The organism is Streptomyces cellostaticus, assembly GCF_023630175.1.
Taxonomy (GTDB): Bacteria; Actinomycetota; Actinomycetes; order Streptomycetales; family Streptomycetaceae; genus Streptomyces; species Streptomyces cellostaticus_A.
On the sequence record NZ_JALLIN010000048.1, the window covers coordinates 1 to 18,419 of the forward strand.

General features: G+C 72.6%; 14 protein-coding genes, 3 tRNA genes and 1 pseudogene. 12 read left to right on the forward strand and 6 right to left on the reverse strand.

The window, feature by feature from the left end:
* The 5 genes and pseudogenes from MXD57_RS25835 to MXD57_RS25855 all read left to right on the forward strand — a co-directional run.
* Positions 1 to 831: pseudogene (locus MXD57_RS25835) on the forward strand (DNA polymerase III subunit gamma and tau); the annotation flags it as partial.
* 96 nt (positions 832 to 927) lie between these two features.
* The gene (gene purD, locus MXD57_RS25840) at positions 928 to 2,211 is read left to right on the forward strand and encodes a phosphoribosylamine--glycine ligase (protein ID WP_250404431.1); all 1,284 of its coding nucleotides are present in this window, start codon (positions 928 to 930) and stop codon (positions 2,209 to 2,211) included.
* Between the two features lie 447 nt (positions 2,212 to 2,658).
* Positions 2,659 to 4,662 (forward strand): hypothetical protein, encoded by a 2,004-nt coding sequence (locus MXD57_RS25845; protein ID WP_250404432.1) that lies wholly within the window; start codon positions 2,659 to 2,661, stop codon positions 4,660 to 4,662.
* A 250-nt stretch (positions 4,663 to 4,912) separates the two neighbouring features.
* The gene (locus MXD57_RS25850; RefSeq protein ID WP_250404433.1) at positions 4,913 to 6,409 is read left to right on the forward strand and encodes a N,N-dimethylformamidase beta subunit family domain-containing protein; all 1,497 of its coding nucleotides are present in this window, start codon (positions 4,913 to 4,915) and stop codon (positions 6,407 to 6,409) included.
* A gap of 68 nt (positions 6,410 to 6,477) precedes the next feature.
* Complete coding sequence (locus MXD57_RS25855; protein WP_250404434.1) at positions 6,478 to 7,377, forward strand: phosphoribosylaminoimidazolesuccinocarboxamide synthase; 900 nt, start codon at positions 6,478 to 6,480, stop codon at positions 7,375 to 7,377.
* A gap of 75 nt (positions 7,378 to 7,452) precedes the next feature.
* Here the strand turns inward: MXD57_RS25855 and MXD57_RS25860 are convergent.
* The 4 genes from MXD57_RS25860 to MXD57_RS25875 form a co-directional block, all read right to left on the reverse strand.
* A tRNA-Gly gene (locus tag MXD57_RS25860) sits at positions 7,453 to 7,528 on the reverse strand.
* 335 nt (positions 7,529 to 7,863) lie between these two features.
* Positions 7,864 to 7,936: transfer RNA gene (locus tag MXD57_RS25865), tRNA-Gly, on the reverse strand.
* A gap of 82 nt (positions 7,937 to 8,018) precedes the next feature.
* Positions 8,019 to 8,090 (reverse strand) — tRNA-Gly (locus MXD57_RS25870).
* Between the two features lie 158 nt (positions 8,091 to 8,248).
* Entirely contained in the window at positions 8,249 to 8,566 is a 318-nt protein-coding gene (locus MXD57_RS25875) for a histone-like nucleoid-structuring protein Lsr2 (RefSeq protein WP_250404435.1), read from the reverse strand.
* A 313-nt stretch (positions 8,567 to 8,879) separates the two neighbouring features.
* Here MXD57_RS25875 and purS point away from each other — a divergent pair, with 313 nt between their 5' ends.
* From purS to purM, 7 genes are all read left to right on the forward strand, one after another.
* The gene (purS, locus tag MXD57_RS25880) at positions 8,880 to 9,152 is read left to right on the forward strand and encodes a phosphoribosylformylglycinamidine synthase subunit PurS (protein WP_250404436.1); all 273 of its coding nucleotides are present in this window, start codon (positions 8,880 to 8,882) and stop codon (positions 9,150 to 9,152) included.
* Positions 9,149 to 9,853: a phosphoribosylformylglycinamidine synthase subunit PurQ gene (purQ, locus tag MXD57_RS25885; RefSeq protein ID WP_250404437.1), complete on the forward strand. Its 705-nt coding sequence runs from the start codon at positions 9,149 to 9,151 to the stop codon at positions 9,851 to 9,853. Before purS ends, purQ begins: the two co-directional genes overlap by 4 nt.
* Entirely contained in the window at positions 9,850 to 12,108 is a 2,259-nt protein-coding gene (gene purL, locus MXD57_RS25890; RefSeq protein ID WP_250404438.1) for a phosphoribosylformylglycinamidine synthase subunit PurL, read from the forward strand. The genes purQ and purL overlap by 4 nt, the downstream gene beginning before the upstream one ends.
* 410 nt (positions 12,109 to 12,518) lie before the next feature.
* Positions 12,519 to 13,316 (forward strand): sterol carrier family protein, encoded by a 798-nt coding sequence (locus tag MXD57_RS25895; protein WP_250404439.1) that lies wholly within the window; start codon positions 12,519 to 12,521, stop codon positions 13,314 to 13,316.
* Between the two features lie 35 nt (positions 13,317 to 13,351).
* The gene (locus MXD57_RS25900) at positions 13,352 to 13,816 is read left to right on the forward strand and encodes an META domain-containing protein (RefSeq protein WP_250404440.1); all 465 of its coding nucleotides are present in this window, start codon (positions 13,352 to 13,354) and stop codon (positions 13,814 to 13,816) included.
* Positions 13,817 to 14,017: 201 nt separating this feature from the next.
* A complete protein-coding gene (purF, locus tag MXD57_RS25905) occupies positions 14,018 to 15,547 on the forward strand; it encodes an amidophosphoribosyltransferase (RefSeq protein ID WP_250404441.1) in 1,530 nt (509 codons plus the stop codon).
* 35 nt (positions 15,548 to 15,582) lie between these two features.
* Positions 15,583 to 16,650: a phosphoribosylformylglycinamidine cyclo-ligase gene (purM, locus tag MXD57_RS25910; RefSeq protein WP_250404442.1), complete on the forward strand. Its 1,068-nt coding sequence runs from the start codon at positions 15,583 to 15,585 to the stop codon at positions 16,648 to 16,650.
* A gap of 66 nt (positions 16,651 to 16,716) precedes the next feature.
* Here purM and MXD57_RS25915 read toward each other — a convergent pair whose 3' ends face one another.
* Complete coding sequence (locus MXD57_RS25915; RefSeq protein ID WP_250404443.1) at positions 16,717 to 16,965, reverse strand: DUF3073 domain-containing protein; 249 nt, start codon at positions 16,963 to 16,965, stop codon at positions 16,717 to 16,719.
* A 328-nt stretch (positions 16,966 to 17,293) separates the two neighbouring features.
* A complete protein-coding gene (locus MXD57_RS25920) occupies positions 17,294 to 18,388 on the reverse strand; it encodes a Leu/Phe/Val dehydrogenase (protein ID WP_250404444.1) in 1,095 nt (364 codons plus the stop codon).
* Between the last annotated feature and the right edge of the window lie 31 nt (positions 18,389 to 18,419).

Sequence of the window (18,419 nt, forward strand, 5' to 3'; positions counted from 1 at the left end):
GAGCCTTCGGCCCCCGCCTCCGGACCGGCCCCCGGTGCCTGGCCCACCGCCGCCCCGGCCGGTGGCGGACGGCGGCCCGGCGGGTGGCCCACGGCGGCCGCGACAGGCCCCCAGCAGGGCGCCGCCGCTCCGGCCCGCTCCCAGCCGCAGCGCCCGGAGCCGGCCGCTGCGGCGGCTCCCGCGGCGAGCGCCCCGGCCCCGGCCGCTCCCCAGGCCGGCGGGCTCGACCCCCGCGTGCTGTGGCCCAACATCCTCGAGGCGGTCAAGAACCGCCGGCGCTTCACCTGGATCCTGCTCAGCCAGAACGCCCAGGTGGCCGGCTTCGACGGCACCACCCTCCAGCTCGGCTTCGTCAGCGCCGGTGCCCGGGACAACTTCGCCGGCAGTGGCAGCGAGGACGTGCTGCGGCAGGCGCTGACCGAGCAGTTCGGCGTGCAGTGGAAGATCGAGGCGGTCGTCGACCCCTCGGGCGGCTCCGCGCCCCCGCCGTCCGGCGGCGCACCGGGCTTCGGCGGAGGCGGCGCAGCCGGTGGCGCGGGCTACGGCGGCGCTTCCGCCGGCGGCTACGGCGCCCCGTCCGCCCCCCGGCCCGCGGGACCCCAGCCGGGTCCGTCCGCGCCCGCTCCTTCCCAGGGCGGTGCACCGGCCGCGCCGGCTCCGGCCGCCCCCGCTCCGCAGCCCGCCCGGCCCCCCGAGCCGGTGCCCGTAGCGCCCGAGGACGACATCCCCGAGGACGACGACCCCGACCTGGACGAGTCCGCCCTGTCCGGCCAGGCACTGATCGTGCGGGAGCTGGGGGCGACGGTGGTCGAGGAGTTCACCCACGAGTAGCGGGGCCGCCGGCCTGCCGGCCGGCCCCTCGTTCGTAGGAACGCACAGGAAGCCCACCCGGCGGACTTCGGCGACCTTGCCAGTAGGCTGACCCCCGTGAAGGTCCTCGTCATCGGCAGCGGTGCCCGCGAACACGCCCTGTGCCGCTCCCTGTCCCTCGACCCCGACATCACCGCCCTGCACTGCGCACCCGGCAACGCCGGCATCGCCGAGGTGGCCGAGCTGCACCAGGTCGACGCGCTGGACGGCAAGGCCGTGGCCGCGCTGGCCGGCGACCTCGGGGCCGACCTCGTCGTCGTCGGTCCGGAGGCCCCGCTGGTCGCCGGTGTGGCGGACGCGGTGCGCGAGGCGGGCATCCCGGTGTTCGGCCCCTCCCGGGAGGCCGCGCAGCTCGAGGGTTCCAAGGCCTTCGCCAAGGAGGTGATGGCGGCGGCCGGGGTGCCGACCGCGCGGTCGTACGTCTGCACCACGGAGGCCGAGGTCGCCGAGGCCCTGGACGCCTTCGGGGCGCCCTACGTCGTCAAGGACGACGGTCTCGCCGCGGGCAAGGGCGTCGTGGTCACCTCCGACCCGGACGCCGCGAAGGCGCACGCCGCGGCCTGCGTGGGGGTGGCTCACCCGCCTTCCGGGCAGCGGGGCAGGGTGGTCGTCGAGGAGTTCCTCGACGGTCCCGAGGTGTCACTGTTCGCCGTCACCGACGGCCGGACCGTCGTCCCGCTCCAGCCCGCCCAGGACTTCAAGCGCGCCCTGGACGGCGACGAGGGCCCCAACACCGGTGGCATGGGTGCCTACTCGCCGCTGCCGTGGGCGGACCCGAAGCTGGTCGACGAGGTGCTCCGGACGGTGCTGCGGCCGACCGTGGACGAGATGCGGCGCCGGGGCACCCCGTTCTCCGGGCTGCTGTACGCCGGCCTCGCGATCACCTCGCGCGGCGTGCGCGTCATCGAGTTCAACGCCCGCTTCGGCGACCCCGAGACCCAGGTCGTGCTGGCCCGCCTGCGGACCCCGCTGGCCGGCGTCCTGCTCGCCGCCGCGAACGGCACCCTGGCCGACCTCGAGCCGCTGCGCTGGAGCGAGGACGCGGCCGTCACCGTGGTCGTCGCCTCGCACAACTACCCCGGCACCCCGCGCACCGGCGACCCCATCACCGGTCTCGACGAGGTGGCCGCCGAGGACGCCCCGCACGCCTACGTCCTGCACGCCGGGACGAGGCGCGACGGTGACGCGGTTGTGAGCGCGGGCGGGCGGGTGCTCTCGGTCACGGCCACCGGCGAGGACCTGTCCGCGGCCCGCGAGCGGGCGTACCGGGCGGTGGACCGCATCCGTCTCGACGGCTCCCAGCACCGCACGGACATCGCCGCACGCGCGGCGGGCGCCTGACCGGCCCGCCCCGCCCCTCCCGCCCCTCCCGCTCCTCTCACCCGTCTCGCTCCCGGCGCCGCGTCGGCCGGTGTCCGCCCGCCGCGACGCCCGGCGGGCACTCTCGCGCACCGGCCGAGAGCCCGAGGTACATCCAGTACGAGGGCTTCCGGACGGCCCGCTGCGGGCGCCCCGCCGGACGCTGATCCGAACGCGACACCCCAGGCCCCGGACCCGCGATCCGGGGCCTGACCCTTGCTGTCCGTCGGTCACCTCTGACCAAGGCCATTCCATCGAGTGACCAATCCCCCATACGGCTGACGGGGACCGGGGCCCCAACTATGGTGCGGCGCAAGCGTTCCGGCACTTGGCCCACCGGCATTGCGATGTCAGTGACGGGTGCCACAGTGGGGGAGTGAGCAACGCCAGGACAGCGTGGGACCGGCAGGGAGGGGGTGAGGTCCGATCATGACCGGAACCGGAGTCGAGGCGGGCGCGCAGGCCGCGCGTTCGCGGGCCCTGGCCGTGCTGCGTGTCCGCGGCAGGGCCCTGGGCGTGGCCCTGCTGCCCGCGGCCGTCGAGGTGGTCCTGCTGACGGGCGGCGCCACCGGCCGGCTCACCGGTCCGGGCTGGGACACCGCCCGCTGGGCCGTGGGCGTGCCGGCCGCGCTCGTGCTGCTGGCCGCGGCCGGCGTCGCGCTGGTGGTGGCCCGTGCCCGCCCGGCCGTGAGTCCCACGGTCCCGGTCGCCGAGGAATCGGCGCCGGACCTCTACCGGCTGGTGCGGGACCTCGCCGACCGGCTCGACGTCCCGGCGCCCTCGGCCATAGCGCTCACCCCGGACTGCGACAGCTGGCTGGAGGACCGGGCCCACCCGGCCCACGGCCCGCCCCCGCGGCCGACGCGTGACGAGGACGCAACGGCGGGCCCCGGTCCCGGACCGGGCCTCGACGGCCGACGGCGGGCCGCCACCGCGCCCGTCCTCGTGATCGGCTCCCCGTTCCTGTGGTGGATGCGCGTCGGTGAGCTGCGGGCGGTCCTCGCCCCGGTCGTCGCCGGTACGGGACCCTCCGCGCACCCGGACATAGCCGCGGCCCGCCGCTTCGTGCGCGGACTCGACGCCACGGTGGCGGTCGCCTCGACGCCCGGCCGCTGCCCGCTGATCCGGGTGGTGTGCGCCGGTCTCGGCTGGCTCGCCCGGCTGATGCTGCGCGCCTGCCGCGAACACGCGGCCCTGATGGAGCGCGGGGTCGCCGCGGCCGCCGCCGAGCGCGCGCAGAGCGTGGACTACGGACTGCGGATCGTCGCCCAGGAGCAGGTCGGCCTCGCCTACGCGGGCTGGGACCGGCTGCTGACCAAGGTGGCGCTGCCCGCCTGGCGCATGGGCCGCTGGCCCTCCCGGCTGGACGCGGGTGTGGTGTCCGCCCTGACCGAGCTGTCCCGGCGCGACCGCCTGGCCGAGGGCTTCGCCTCCCGCCTCGGAGAGCGTCCCGCCTGCGACCTCCTGGAGGAGCCCGGCGCGGTGGACGAGGCCGCCTCCCTGCTCGCCGCCCGCCTGTTCCACGGCGGGCCGGCCGAGACCGGCCCGGACTGGGCGCCGGTGGACTGGCAGGCGTACCCGGAGGAGGTCGTCGATCGCACCTGGCGTGCCCACGCGGCACGGCTGCACCGCGTCCTGGACTCCCTCGGCGTCCGGCCCGTCCTCGTCGCTCCCGGCCAGGGCGGCCCCACGCTGGCCCGGGTCCTGGACCACCTCGCGGAACCCGGCCACCCGGCCACCGGGGGCACGCCCGACCCGGCCGGGAGCCCGGACGGCACGCGTCCGGCGGCCCCGGACGTGATCACCGGTGACGGGTCCGTCGCTTCGGCCGACCACCCGAACCCGCCCGATGAGCGGGCCGCCGCCGCGGACACCGCCACCGGGGACGCGGACGTCGCCGCGACCGGTCGGCCCGGCCCGGCCGCCGGGCCGACCGCCACCGTGGGCACCAACCAGTACGACGACACCATCGAGGACGACGAGACCACCGAGGACGACGGCACCGGCGCCGATGACGACGACGCCGACCCCGGTACCGAGCGCAGCGCGATCCTGGCCGCCGGACTGAGCGCGGAGCTGGCCCGGGAGGAGGCCGCGGCACCGAAGGGCGCGACCGCCGCCGGGCTGTTTCCGGACAGCTCGCTCTGGGACGACGGAGCCCTGCCGCTGTTCCCGCTCCAGCCCCCGCGCACCGGCCGGGACCTGCTCGCCGACCACGTCACGGCGATGGTCTGCTGCGCCGCCGTGGACACGGCCGGCGCGGCCCCCGCCCTCGACTGGCTGGACGGCCCCTCGCTGCTGCTGGACGGCGAGCGGGCCGCCGACCTCGGACCCAAGGTGCTGCACCTGATCGAGGAGGGCGACCCCGGCCCGCTGCGCGACTGGCTGAGCGCGTCCGGGATACGCCCGGAGAAGCCGGTGCGGCTCGTCTGACGCCCCGCTCCCGGCTCGCCGGGCATCGTGCCGGGGGCCCTGCCGGATCCGGTGCCTAACGGAGCCCGGACTTCCAGTTCAGGTCAATTCGCAACGAACAGTGACCAGATCCGTGCGTTATGTGATGTGCTGGGACCGACCGCGCACATGGCAACCGACCGCGCACATGGCAAAGGCACGCGACATACGACAGCACGACCGAGCAGCACGCACCACGCTGGCAACGGGGGCATGAGGGAGGGGAGCGTCCATGGCCTCGGACCACATCCGCCGCTGGGAGTCCGGAGCGCTCGCGCACGCCGTCACGGACCCCTTCGGCCAGGGACCGGTGCCCTGGCTGCGCGGCAGTGAGACGTACTTCGACGACACCGGGCACGTCGTGCCCTGGTACGTCGACCCGAGCCCGCAGCAGCCCGCCGGCGAGCGCCCGCGCATCCCCGCGCCGCGCACGGCCGGGCAGGGGCCCCGTTCGGCCGACGACGTGCACCGCCAGATCAAGGGCTTCACCTCCACCGGGGCGGTCGCGCCCGGCGAGGCTATCGACTTCCACATCACCGTCGACCCGCCGCAGCAGTTCGGCGTCGACATCTACCGGATCGGGCACTACGGCGGAGACGGCGCCTCGAAGATCACCACCAGCCCCCGGCTCTCCGGCATCGTCCAACTCCCGCCGCTGGCCGCCGACCGCACGGTGTCCTGCCACCACTGGTGGCTCTCCTGGCGCCTCCAGGTGCCTTCGCACTGGACCGTCGGCGCCTATGTGGCCGTGCTCACCACCGCCGACGGCTACCGCTCCCACGTGCCCTTCACGGTCCGCGACGACCACCCGGCCGACCTGCTCCTGCTGCTGCCCGACATCACCTGGCAGGCGTACAACCTCTACCCGGAGGACGGCCGCACCGGCGCCAGCCTGTACCACGCCTGGGACGAGAAGGGCTGTCTGCTCGGCGAGGCGGACGCGGCCACCACGGTCTCCTTCGACCGCCCGTACGCGGGCGCCGGGCTGCCCCTGCACGTCGGCCACGCCTACGACTTCATCCGCTGGGCCGAGCGCTACGGCTACGACATCGCCTACGCCGACGCCCGCGACCTGCACGCCGGCCGCGTCGACCCCACCCGGTACCGGGGGCTGGTCTTCCCCGGCCACGACGAGTACTGGTCGGTGCCGATGCGCCGGGCCGTGGAGAACGCCCGGGACCACGGCACCTCCCTGGTCTTCCTCTCCGCGAACACCATGTACTGGCAGGTGGAGCTGGGCCCGTCCGCGTCCGGCGTGCCCGACCGGCTGCTGACCTGCCGCAAGCGCAGAGGCCCGGGAAAGGCGGTGCTGTGGCGCGAGACCGGCCGGCCCGAGCAGCAGCTCGTCGGCATCCAGTACGCGGGCCGTGTCCCCGAGCCGCATCCGCTGATCGTCCGCAACGCGGGCCACTGGCTGTGGGACGCGACCGGGGCGCGCGAGGGCGACGGGATCGAGGGCCTGGTGGCCGGAGAGGCGGACCGCTACTTCCCGCGCACCCCGCTGCCCGAGCACGACGAGCGCGTGCTGCTCGCGCACTCCCCCTACACCGACAACGAAGGCGTCCGCCGGCACCAGGAGACGTCCCTCTACCGGGCCCCCTCCGGTGCCTGGGTGTTCGCCTCCGGCACCTTCGCCTGGTCGCCGTCCCTGGACCGTCCCGGCCACGTGGATCCGCGTATCCAGCGGGCCACGGCGAACCTGCTGGACCGCATCTGCAAACGGGACTGACCCGCTGTCGTCGGCGCATGTCCGATACGGGACAATCGAGCCATTGGACAGAACCACGGGGAGGAACCGTGTCCGGATTCGTAGAAAAGCCCGAGCCGATCCAGGTTCCGGGCCTGGTGCACCTGCACACCGGCAAGGTGCGCGAGCTGTACCGGAACGAGGCGGGCGACCTCGTGATGGTCGCCAGCGACCGCTTGTCCGCCTACGACTGGGTGCTGCCCACGGAGATCCCCGACAAGGGCCGCGTCCTCACCCGGCTCTCCCTGTGGTGGTTCGACCAACTGCGCGACCTGGCCCCGAACCACGTGATCAGTACCGAGCTCCCCGAGCACGCCCCCGCCGACTGGGCCGGTCGCACGCTGGTCTGCAAGTCCCTGCGGATGGTCCCGGTCGAGTGCGTGGCCCGCGGCTACCTCACCGGCTCGGGCCTCGCCGAGTACGACGAGTCCCGCACCGTCTGCGGACTGGCCCTGCCCGAGGGCCTCGTGGACGGATCGGAGCTGCCCGCCCCGATCTTCACCCCGGCGACCAAGGCCGAGGTCGGCGAGCACGACGAGAACGTCTCCTACGAGGAGGTCGCCCGCCAGGTCGGCGCGGACACCGCCGCCCAGCTCCGGCAGTCCACGCTCGCCGTGTACTCCCGCGCCCGGGACATCGCCCGCGACCGCGGAATCATCCTGGCCGACACCAAGTTCGAGTTCGGCTTCGACGGTGACACCCTGGTCCTCGCCGACGAGGTGCTCACCCCGGACTCCTCCCGCTTCTGGCCGGCCGACCGGTGGCAGCCCGGCCGCGCTCAGCCGTCGTACGACAAGCAGTACGTCCGGGACTGGCTGACCTCCGCGGAGTCCGGCTGGGACCGCCGGAGCGAGCAGCCCCCGCCGGCGCTGCCGCGGCAGGTGGTCGAGGCGACCCGGCAGAAGTACGTGGACGCGTACGAGCGGCTCACCGGCACGGCCTGGTCCTGAGACGACGGAACCCCGGTCCCCGGAGAGGTTCCGGGACATGCGAAAAGCCCCCGGCCGGAACCGGGGGCTTCACCATGGAGCGGACGACGAGGCTCGAACTCGCGACCTCAACCTTGGCAAGGTTGCGCTCTACCAACTGAGCTACGTCCGCACTGCGCCGTGGCGCGAGAGCAACTATACCCAACCTCGCGGGTGCGCGGGACGCACCGCCGCACGCCGGGCCCGGCGCCGGACCCGGCCGGGACCGGCGCCGGGCCGGTCCCGGGCGGGAGGCGGGTTCCGGCGGGGGGTCAACTCCGTGTCCGCGCGGCGGTTTCCGCAGAGCGTGGTGCGCATGGTGCGGGTGGGGCGTCGGGCGCCGGGGCTCCGCCGGTGCGGGCCCGTTCGGTGTGGCGACCCTCACATGTGCGGTGCCCGCGATCGGCGTTCGGGAGGATGCGGGCGCACGAAAGAGCCCCGGTCCACAGGACCGGGGCTCCTTTTCCGAGCGGACGACGAGGCTCGAACTCGCGACCTCAACCTTGGCAAGGTTGCGCTCTACCAACTGAGCTACGTCCGCACTGCCCCCGACCGGCTCCCACCGATCGGTGCGAGCACCAGCCTACCTGATCCACAGGAGTGGTCAGAACGACCGGTGCCAGAGCGGGTGACAGGAATTGCACACTGCGCCTTCCCCCTGGAAGGGGGATGTTCTACTACTGAACTACACCCGCACGGTCCGCGGGATCCGGCCTCTCGGCCTCGCCCCTCGGCGTGTCCCAGACATTAGCTGATCAGCAGGGGGGTAGCGCAAGTCGCCTCCCGGGACGGCCAAGTGCACGGCCCCCAGGGCCCGCTGACGGACCCTGGGGGCTCGCCCCTTCGCGGGCCCTCACTGCGCGGCGCTGAACGCCTCGTAGACCTTCTTCGGGATGCGTCCGCGTGCCGGCACGTCCATCTTGTTCGCCTGGGCCCAGGCCCGTACGGCCGCCGGGTCGGGGGCGACCTCGGTCTGCTTGTACGCCTTGCCGGACCGCGAGCGCTTGCGGCCCGCCTCCACGTAGGGCGCGAGCGCCTTGCGCAGCTCTCCGGCGTTTGTTTCGTTCAGGTCGATCTCGTACGACTTGCCGTCGAGTCCGAAGGCGATCGTCTCCGCCGCTTCCGAGCCGTCGATGTCGTCAAAGAGAGTGACCACGACCTTTTGCGCCACGAATATCGGTCCCTTCGTGCGGCACGTCGATACAGCTCATCCGGCGATGACGTGCCGAGTATCGGCTATTGCCAATTCATTTGTACAGTGCCCGGCAATGCAAAGTGAAGCCCGACTAAATCCGCCCGCGTGTCTCCGCGCAATAGATGTCGTGGGCCGGGTCCGTGGAACTTTCCCAGAACTTTTCGCGAGGGAGCGCACCCGTCACCCGATCGTGATGCGGCTCACGTAGTTTCCTCCAACTCTACTCGCGTAGAAATTTTGTGCGGGTAGTCTGAAGGAACCTGCTCAGCACCACACACCGGGAGTGCCAGTGGCACGCGTCGTAGTCGACGTCATGCTCAAGCCGGAGATCCTCGACCCCCAGGGCCAGGCGGTCCAGCGTGCGCTGCCGCGCCTGGGTTTCGAGGGGATCTCGGACGTCCGCCAGGGAAAGCGTTTCGAACTGGAAGTTGACGGGCCGGTCGACGAGGCCGTGCTCGCCCGCATCCACGATCTTGCGGAATCCTTCCTCGCCAACACGGTGATCGAGGACTTCATCGTCAAGGTGGAAGAGGGCGCGGAAGTCGCGGAGGCGGCCAAGTGACCGCTCGTATTGGCGTCGTCACTTTCCCGGGAAGTCTCGATGACCGGGACACCCGGCGCGCGATCCGCCTCGCGGGCGCCGAACCGGTCGCACTCTGGCACAAGGACAAGGACCTCAAGCAGGTCGACGCCGTGGTGCTGCCCGGCGGTTTCTCCTACGGCGACTATCTGCGGGCCGGCGCCATCTCCCGCTTCTCGCCGGTGATGGAGACGGTCATCGAGCAGGCGAGGTCCGGACTTCCGGTCCTCGGTATCTGCAACGGCTTCCAGGTCCTCACCGAGGCCCACCTCCTGCCGGGCGGCATGCTGGGCAACGACCACCTCCACTTCGTCTGCCGCGACCAGAAGCTGCGGGTGGAGAACGCGGAGACGGCCTGGACCGGCGACTACCGCCGGGGCCAGGAGATCAACATCCCGCTGAAGAACATGGACGGCCGGTACGTCGCCGACCAGTACACGCTGGACCGGCTGGAGGCGGAGGGCCTGGTCGCCTTCCGGTACCTCGTCGACGGCGCCGCAGCCGACGGATACGGCAACCCCAACGGCTCGCTCAACGACATCGCCGGCATCACCAACGAGGCCGGGAACGTCGTCGGCCTCATGCCGCACCCCGAGCACGCCGTCGAGCCGCTGATCGGTTCGGGCCGTACCGACGGCCTCCCCTTCTTCACCTCGATCCTCAAGAAGCTGGTCAACGCATGAGCCGGACGCCTCTGGACACGGTCGAGCACGCGGCCGCGACCCCCGACGTCGAGCTGCCCTGGGCCGAACTCGGCCTGAAGAAGGACGAGTACGAGCGGGTGGTGGAGATCCTCGGCCGCCGCCCGACCGGCGCCGAACTCGCCATGTACTCGGTCATGTGGTCCGAGCACTGCTCGTACAAGTCCTCCAAGGTCCACCTGCGCCAGTTCGGCGAGAAGGCGCCCCGGTCGGACGCGCTGCTCGTCGGCATCGGCGAGAACGCCGGCGTCGTGGACGTCGGCCAGGGCTACGCGGTCACCTTCAAGGTCGAGTCGCACAACCACCCGTCGTACGTCGAGCCCTACCAGGGCGCCGCCACCGGTGTCGGCGGCATCGTGCGCGACATCATCGCGATGGGCGCGCGCCCGGTGGCCGTGGTCGACCCGCTGCGCTTCGGCGCGGCCGACCATCCCGACACCAAGCGTGTGCTGCCCGGCGTCGTCGCCGGCATCGGCGGCTACGGCAACTGCCTGGGCCTGCCCAACATCGGCGGCGAGGTCGTCTTCGACGCCTGCTACCAGGGCAACCCGCTGGTCAACGCCGGAGCCATCGGTGTGATGCGGCACGAGGACATCCACCTCGCCAAGGCCTCCGGCGCCGGCAACAAGGTCATCCTGTACGGGGCCCGGACCGGCGGCGACGGCATCGGCGGCGCGTCCATCCTGGCCTCCGAGACCTTCGACGACGCCAAGCCGAGCAAGCGCCCGGCCGTCCAGGTCGGCGACCCCTTCCAGGAGAAGCTGCTCATCGAGTGCACCCTGGAGGCGTTCAAGGAGAAGCTGGTCGTCGGCATCCAGGACCTCGGCGCGGCCGGTCTGTCCTGCGCCACCTCCGAACTGGCCTCCAACGGCTCCGGCGGCATGCGCGTCACCCTGGACGACGTACCGCTGCGCGACTCCACGCTCTCGCCCGAGGAGATCCTCATGAGCGAGTCGCAGGAACGCATGTGCGCGGTGGTCGAGCCCGAGAAGGTCGACAGGTTCCTCGAGATCTGCGACAAGTGGGACGTCATCGCCACGGTCATCGGCGAGGTCACCGACGGCGACCGGCTGGAGATCTTCTGGCACGGCGGCAAGATCGTCGACGTCGACCCGCGCACGGTCGCCCACGAGGGCCCGACCTACGAGCGCCCGTACGCCCGCCCGTCCTGGCAGGACGGGCTCCAGGCGGACGACGCGAACAAGCTGCCGCGGCCGGCGACGGGCGAGGAGCTGCGGGACCAGGTCCTGAAGCTGGTCTCCTCCCCCAACCAGGCCTCCAAGAAGTGGATCACCTCGCAGTACGACCACTTCGTGCAGGGCAACACCGTCCTCGCCCAGCCCGAGGACTCCGGCATGATCCGCATCGACGAGGAGACCGGCCTCGGCGTCGCCATCGCGACGGACGGCAACGGCAGGTACGCCAAGCTGGACCCGTACACGGGCGCCCAGCTCGCCCTCGCCGAGGCCTACCGGAACGTGGCGACGACCGGCGCCCGGCCCCTCGCCATCTCCGACTGCCTGAACTTCGGCTCGCCCGAGGACCCGGCGGTGATGTGGCAGTTCGCGGAGGCCGTCCGCGGGCTGGCGGACGGCTGCCTGCAGCTCGGCACGCCGGTGACCGGCGGCAACGTCTCGCTCTACAACCAGACCGGTGAGGCGGCCATCCACCCGACGCCGGTGGTCGCCGTCCTCGGCGTCATCGACGACGTGGCCCGCCGCACCCCGGTCGCCTTCCAGGAGGAGGGCCAGCTCCTGTACCTCCTCGGCGACACGCGGGAGGAGTTCGGCGGCTCGGCCTGGTCCCAGGTGGTCCACGACCACCTCGGCGGTCTGCCCCCGAAGGTCGACCTGGAGCGTGAGCGGCTGCTGGCCGAGATCCTGATCTCCGCCTCCCGCGACGGCATGATCGACTCCGCGCACGACCTGTCGGACGGCGGTCTGGTCCAGGCGGTCGTGGAGTCGGCGCTGCTCGGCCGCAAGGGCGCCCGGCTGGTCGTCCCGGACGGTCTGGACGCCTTCACCTTCCTGTTCTCCGAGTCGGCCGGCCGCGCCGTCGTCGCCGTGCCGCGCTCGGAGGAGGTCCGCTTCAACGACATGTGCGGCGCACGCGGCCTGCCGGCCACCCGCATCGGTGTCGTGGACGGCGACTCGGTCGAGGTCCAGGGCGCGTTCGCGCTCCCCCTCACGGAGCTGAGCGAGGCCCACGAGGCGACGATCCCGGCGCTGCTGGCGTAACCCGCGCACCGCGCACCGCGCACCGCGCACCCCAGGCCCCGTCCGGCGCACCGGACGGGGCCTGCACGTCCTGCGGGACGGGGCCCGCACCTGCCGCGGGACGGCGTCCGCGCGTCCCGCGCCCCGGCCCGCGGCGCGACCGAGGGGCCCGCCGGGGCGCCGGCCGACCGCTCTGCCGCGCACTGCCGTTCGGCTGTGCGGCCCACGGGCCGGCCGTGGGCGGGGCAGCGACGCGCGGGCCCGCGGCGGAACGCCGGCTCCGCCGCGGAGGCGTGGGCCGCCCCCCCGTGTGCGCCCGCCACCGTGCGCCGCGGCGGCACCGCGGCCCCGGCCGGGTCGCCGACGGCGCCCGGGCCGCGCGGGTGGGAACCGGCTGATCCCGGCCCGCCGTGCGGCATAGGGTCACTGGCATGTCTCCGGCCAAGAGGCGCGCCCGCGCATACGACCCCGCCAGGACCCGTGCCGCGGTCCTCGCCCAGCTCGGCAACGTACGGGAGGCAGTCCGGGGCCTGGGCCCCGAGCAGCTCGCCCGGCCCACCGGGCTCGGCTCGTGGACCGTGCGGGACCTGGTCGCGCACGTCGGCACGACCGTCACCGCGGTCCACCGCGCCCTGGAGCTGCCCGCACCGCCGAAGCAGGACGTCCGGGTGGCCGAGTGGCCGTTGGCCACCGCGGCCGACTCCGCCGCCGTCGACGAGCTCGCCCCCGGCCCGGCGAGCGGGCGGCCCGGCCTCGACGCCTACCTCGCCGAGGCCGACGCCGGCCTGCGCGCCCTGCTCGACGCCCATCCCGGAGGCAGGCTCCTGCGGACCGACGCGGGTGCCCTCCCGCTGGACGACTACCTCGTCACCCGCGCCGTCGAACTCGTCGTGCACACCGACGACCTCAACTCCGCCGTGCCCGGCCTGGAGGTGCCCCAGGACCGCCAGGCGCTGGCCGCCGCCACCCGGCTCCTCGCCGACGCCCTGGCCGTGAAGGCGCCCGGCGCCTCCACCGAGGTACGGGTTCCGCCGTACGCCGTGGTGCAGTGCGTCGAGGGGCCCCGGCACACCAGGGGCACCCCTCCCAGCGTCGTGGAGACCGATCCGCTGACCTGGATCCGGCTGGCCACCGGCCGACTGGACTTCGCGGCCGCCGTCGCCGGGGCGATGGTCGGCGCCAGCGGGGAGCGGGCCGACATCGGGGAACTGCTGCCGCTCATGAGGTGAGGGAACCGGTGGCGGGGCCGCCACGTCGAATCCGCATGAAACGGTACAAGCAGCGCATGTCCCTGATGGCGGTCGCCGTGCTCGTCCCGCTCACGGTGGCCTGTGGCAGCACCCCCTCCGGGCAGGCGAACAGCGGCTCGGCGGGCGCGCGGCAGCCCGTGACCGGCGTCGACTGGCGGGTCGACGACCTCAGCGCCGGCGGCACCACCCTGCGGGCGCCCGCCACCGCGCGCCTGCGGATCGACGCCGACGGCCGGGCGGGTGGCAATCTCGGCTGCAACGGCTTCGGTGCCCGGGTCACCGTGCGCGGCGACCGCATCACCTTCGGCGACCTCCGGTCCACCAAGATGGCCTGCGGCGAGGACCGCATGACCTTCGAGCGCGCCTTCGCCCGCTTCCTCACCACCGGCACGATCACCGCCAGGACCGCCGACGGGAAGCTGACGCTCACCGACGGCGACGGGGACCGGCTGCGCCTCAGCCGCGACGCACCCGAATGATGTGCGACACCTCACTCACGTGTCCCGCGGTCCACGCCGATCCCGTGCCCGCGAAAGCGGGCCGACCCTCGAGCCAGCCCCGTGTCACCGCTCTGACCTGCGAAAGCCAGGAAACCGCCAAGGTGATCGACACCTGCCGCTCCGAGGCCGGTGCCCATCCCCAATTCGGACCAGTGGTCGACCTCGCCTACACTCGGTGCCGTGCCACGTGGTGACGGTCGACTCAATCACGATCTGCTTCCCGGCGAGAAGGGCCCCCAGGACGCTTGCGGCGTCTTCGGTGTCTGGGCTCCGGGTGAAGAGGTCGCAAAGCTCACGTACTTCGGGCTCTACGCCCTCCAGCACCGGGGTCAGGAATCCGCGGGAATCGCGGTCAGCAACGGCTCCCAGATCCTCGTCTTCAAGGACATGGGCCTGGTCTCCCAGGTCTTCGACGAGACCTCGCTCGGCTCGCTCCAGGGTCATATCGCGGTCGGACACGCCCGCTACTCGACCACCGGCGCCTCCGTGTGGGAGAACGCCCAGCCGACGTTCCGCGCCACCGCGCACGGCTCGATCGCGCTCGGCCACAACGGCAACCTGGTCAACACGGCGCAGCTCGCCGAGATGGTCGCCGACCTGCCCAAGGACAACAACGGCCGCTCCACCCGGGTCGCGGCCACCAACGACACCGACCTGCTGACGGCCCTGCTGGCCGCCCAGGCCGACGAGGACGGCAAGCCGCTGACCATCGAGGAGGCCGCCCACGCCGTCCTCCCGCGGGTCAAGGGCGCCTTCAGCCTCGTCTTCATGGACGAGCACACCCTCTACGCCGCCCGCGACCCGCAGGGCATCCGCCCGCTGGTCCTCGGCCGGCTGGAGCGCGGCTGGGTGGTCGCCTCGGAGTCCGCCGCCCTCGACATCTGCGGCGCCAGCTTCGTGCGGGAGATCGAGCCGGGCGAGTTCGTCGCCATCGACGAGAACGGTCTGCGCACCTCCCGATTCGCGGAAGCGAAGCCCAAGGGCTGTGTCTTCGAGTACGTGTACCTGGCCCGCCCGGACACCGACATCGCCGGCCGGAACGTGTACCTCTCCCGCGTCGAGATGGGCCGCCGCCTCGCCAAGGAGGCCCCGGTCGAGGCCGACCTGGTCATAGCGACACCGGAGTCGGGTACCCCGGCCGCCATCGGCTACGCGGAGGCCTCCGGCATCCCGTTCGGGGCCGGCCTGGTGAAGAACGCCTACGTCGGCCGGACCTTCATCCAGCCGTCGCAGACCATCCGCCAGCTCGGCATCCGCCTGAAGCTGAACCCCCTGAAGGAAGTCATCAAGGGCAAGCGGCTGGTCGTGGTCGACGACTCGATCGTGCGCGGCAACACCCAGCGGGCCCTGGTCCGCATGCTGCGCGAGGCGGGCGCGGCCGAGGTCCACATCCGGATCTCCTCCCCGCCGGTGAAGTGGCCCTGCTTCTTCGGCATCGACTTCGCCACTCGCGCGGAGCTGATCGCCAACGGGATGACCATCGACGAGATCGGCACCTCGCTCGGCGCCGACTCGCTGGCGTACATCTCCATCGACGGAATGATCGAGGCGACCACCATCGCCAAGCCGGACCTGTGCCGTGCCTGCTTCGACGGCGAGTACCCGATGGACCTGCCGGACCCCGAGCTGCTCGGCAAGCAGCTTCTGGAGACCGAGCTCGCGGCCGGTCCGGCCGCCACGGCCGCCTCCGACGCGATCCGGCGCCCGTAACACCCCTGCAGTACGACACGAAAGCTCTCACAGTCATGTCTGAGACAACTGGTGCCAGCTACGCAGCGGCGGGCGTCGACATCGAGGCGGGCGACCGCGCCGTGGAACTCATGAAGGAGTGGGTGAAGAAGACCCGGCGCCCCGAGGTGCTGGGCGGCATCGGCGGCTTCGCCGGACTCTTCGACGCCTCCGCGCTCAAGCGCTACGAGCGCCCGCTGCTCGCCTCCGCCACCGACGGTGTCGGTACGAAGGTCGACATCGCGCGCCGGCTGGGCGTCTACGACACCATCGGCCACGACCTGGTAGCCATGGTCATGGACGACATCGTGGTGTGCGGTGCCGAGCCGCTGTTCATGACGGACTACATCTGCGTGGGCAAGGTCCACCCCGAGCGCGTCGCCGCCATCGTCAAGGGCATCGCGGAGGGCTGCGTACTGGCCGGCTGCGCCCTGGTGGGCGGCGAGACGGCGGAGCACCCGGGCCTGCTCGGCGCGGACGACTTCGACGTCGCCGGCGCCGGCACCGGTGTGGTGGAGGCCGACCGGCTGCTGGGCCCGGATCGTATCCGCAAGGGTGACACCGTGATCGCCATGGCGTCCTCCGGGCTTCACTCCAACGGGTACTCCCTGGTCCGCCATGTGCTGCTGGACCGCGCGGGCCTGACGCTCGAGTCCGAGGTGGCCGAACTGGGCCGCACCCTCGGCGAGGAACTGCTGGAGCCCACCAGGATCTACTCGCTGGACTGCCTGGCGCTGACCCGTACCGCCGAGGTCCACGCGTACAGCCACGTCACCGGCGGCGGGCTCGCGGCCAACCTGGCCCGGGTCGTGCCGGACGGGCTGCACGCCGTGGTCGACCGTTCCACCTGGACCCCGGGCGCGGTGTTCGACCTGGTCGGCAGGACCGGTGACGTCGAGCGCCTGGAGCTGGAGAAGACGCTCAACATGGGCGTCGGCATGATCGCGATCGTTCCGGAGGAGTCCACGGACGTGGCCCTGGCCACCCTGGCCGACCGCGGGGTCGACGCATGGGTGGCCGGTGAGATCACCGACCGCGGTGACAGGCAGACCGGCGCCGAGCTGGTCGGGGACTACGCGGTCTGACCCTGCGGACAGCACAGAAGCCGGTCGGTGGCTGTGCCACCGACCGGATACGTGCTCAGTGCAAGGTCAAGCGCCGCGACGATGTTGTGAGGGACCGTCGTCCTCGTCCTCGTCGTCCTCATAGAGGTCGGCGTAGCGCGAGTACAGGTCGTCGTCTTCGTCCTCATCGTCCTCGAACGGCTCGCTGTTCGGCGGCTGGCTCGAAGTTGATGCGCCCAGTTCATTGGCCAGACGTGACAGGTCAGTCCCACCGCTGTTGTACTTCAGCTGGCGGGCGACCTTTGTCTGCTTGGCCTTGGCCCGGCCGCGCCCCATGGCTCGACCCCCTCGGTGACGGGGCTCGACGGCCCCAGAGTCTGACACGCGTTCATGATCGGAACGGACCCTCCGTGGAGAGGCCGGTCCGTAGGGCTTCCACGGTACCTGAGCCCGCGCCCATACGGTACGTCGCCCGCAGCACGCGCGTGTGCACAGGGGCCGTGAGGTGCCCCGTCCTTGCTGGTCAATGGCGATTTTAACCACTTATCGGGGTACGACCCGCCGACGGAAGTGAGAGTTCTCTCCAAGTTCCCGTCGGCGGGTACCGCCCACCTGTGCGATCGGACGTCCGATCGGGGCTTCCGGGGCACGGTGGCGGCGCGGGTCAGCGGGCCGCGCGGGCCTCGGCCATCCGCTGCTGGGCGATCCGGTCGGCCGCCGCGGCCGGCGGGATCCCGTCCTCCTTCGCACGTGCGAAGATCGCCAAGGTGGTGTCGAAGATCTTCGCCGCCTTGGCCCTGCACCGGTCGAAGTCGAACCCGTGCAGCTCGTCCGCCACCTGGATGACCCCGCCGGCGTTCACCACGTAGTCCGGCGCGTAGAGGATCCCGCGGTCGGCGAGGTCCTTCTCCACACCCGGATGGGCGAGCTGGTTGTTGGCCGCGCCGCAGACCACCCTGGCGGTGAGCACCGGCACGGAGTGGTCGTTCAGCGCGCCGCCGAGCGCGCAGGGCGCGTAGATGTCGAGCCCGTCGAGACGGATCAGCGCCTCGGTGTCGGCGACCGCCGTCACCCCGGGGTGCTCGCCGAGGACGCGCTGGACGGCCTCCGCGCGCACGTCCGTGATCACGACCTCCGCGCCCTCGTCCAGCAGGTGCCGGACCAGGTGGTGGCCGACCTTGCCGACGCCGGCGATGCCGACCTTGCGGCCGCGCAGCGAGGGGTCGCCCCACAGGTGCTGGGCGGAGGCGCGCATGCCCTGGTAGACGCCGAAGGCGGTGAGCACGGAGGAGTCGCCGGCGCCGCCGTTCTCGGGGGAGCGGCCGGTGGTCCAGCGGCACTCGCGGGCCACGACGTCCATGTCGGCGACATACGTGCCGACGTCGCACGCGGTGACGTAGCGACCGCCGAGCGAGGCGACCATGCGGCCGTAGGCGAGCAGCAGCTCCTCGGTCTTGTCGCGCTCCGGGTCACCGATGATCACGGCCTTGCCGCCGCCGTGGTCCAGACCGGCCATGGCGTTCTTGTACGACATCCCGCGCGCGAGGTTCAGGGCGTCGGCCACGGCCTCGGCCTCGGTGGCGTAGGGGTAGAAGCGCGTACCGCCGAGGGCCGGGCCCAGGGCGGTGGAGTGGAGGGCGATCACGGCCTTGAGACCGCTGGCGCGGTCCTGGCAGAGCACGACCTGCTCATGGCCGCCCTGGTCCGACTGGAACAGGGTGTGCAGGACATCAGCAGGCGCGCCGGTTACGTCGGTCACTGTGGTGACTCCTGTGTAAGTAGCGGCGAGT

Bases quoted from the DNA above. Each gene is read 5' to 3' on its own strand.
- MXD57_RS25845 (WP_250404432.1), top strand. From the start codon at position 2,659: ATGACCGGAACCGGAGTCGAGGCGGGCGCGCAGGCCGCGCGTTCGCGG.
- MXD57_RS25850 (WP_250404433.1), top strand. From the start codon at position 4,913: ATGGCCTCGGACCACATCCGCCGCTGGGAGTCCGGAGCGCTCGCGCAC.
- purL (WP_250404438.1), top strand. From the start codon at position 9,850: ATGAGCCGGACGCCTCTGGACACGGTCGAGCACGCGGCCGCGACCCCC.
- MXD57_RS25895 (WP_250404439.1), top strand. From the start codon at position 12,519: ATGTCTCCGGCCAAGAGGCGCGCCCGCGCATACGACCCCGCCAGGACC.
- MXD57_RS25900 (WP_250404440.1), top strand. From the start codon at position 13,352: ATGAAACGGTACAAGCAGCGCATGTCCCTGATGGCGGTCGCCGTGCTC.
- purM (WP_250404442.1), top strand. From the start codon at position 15,583: ATGTCTGAGACAACTGGTGCCAGCTACGCAGCGGCGGGCGTCGACATC.
- MXD57_RS25915 (WP_250404443.1), bottom strand. From the start codon at position 16,965: ATGGGGCGCGGCCGGGCCAAGGCCAAGCAGACAAAGGTCGCCCGCCAG.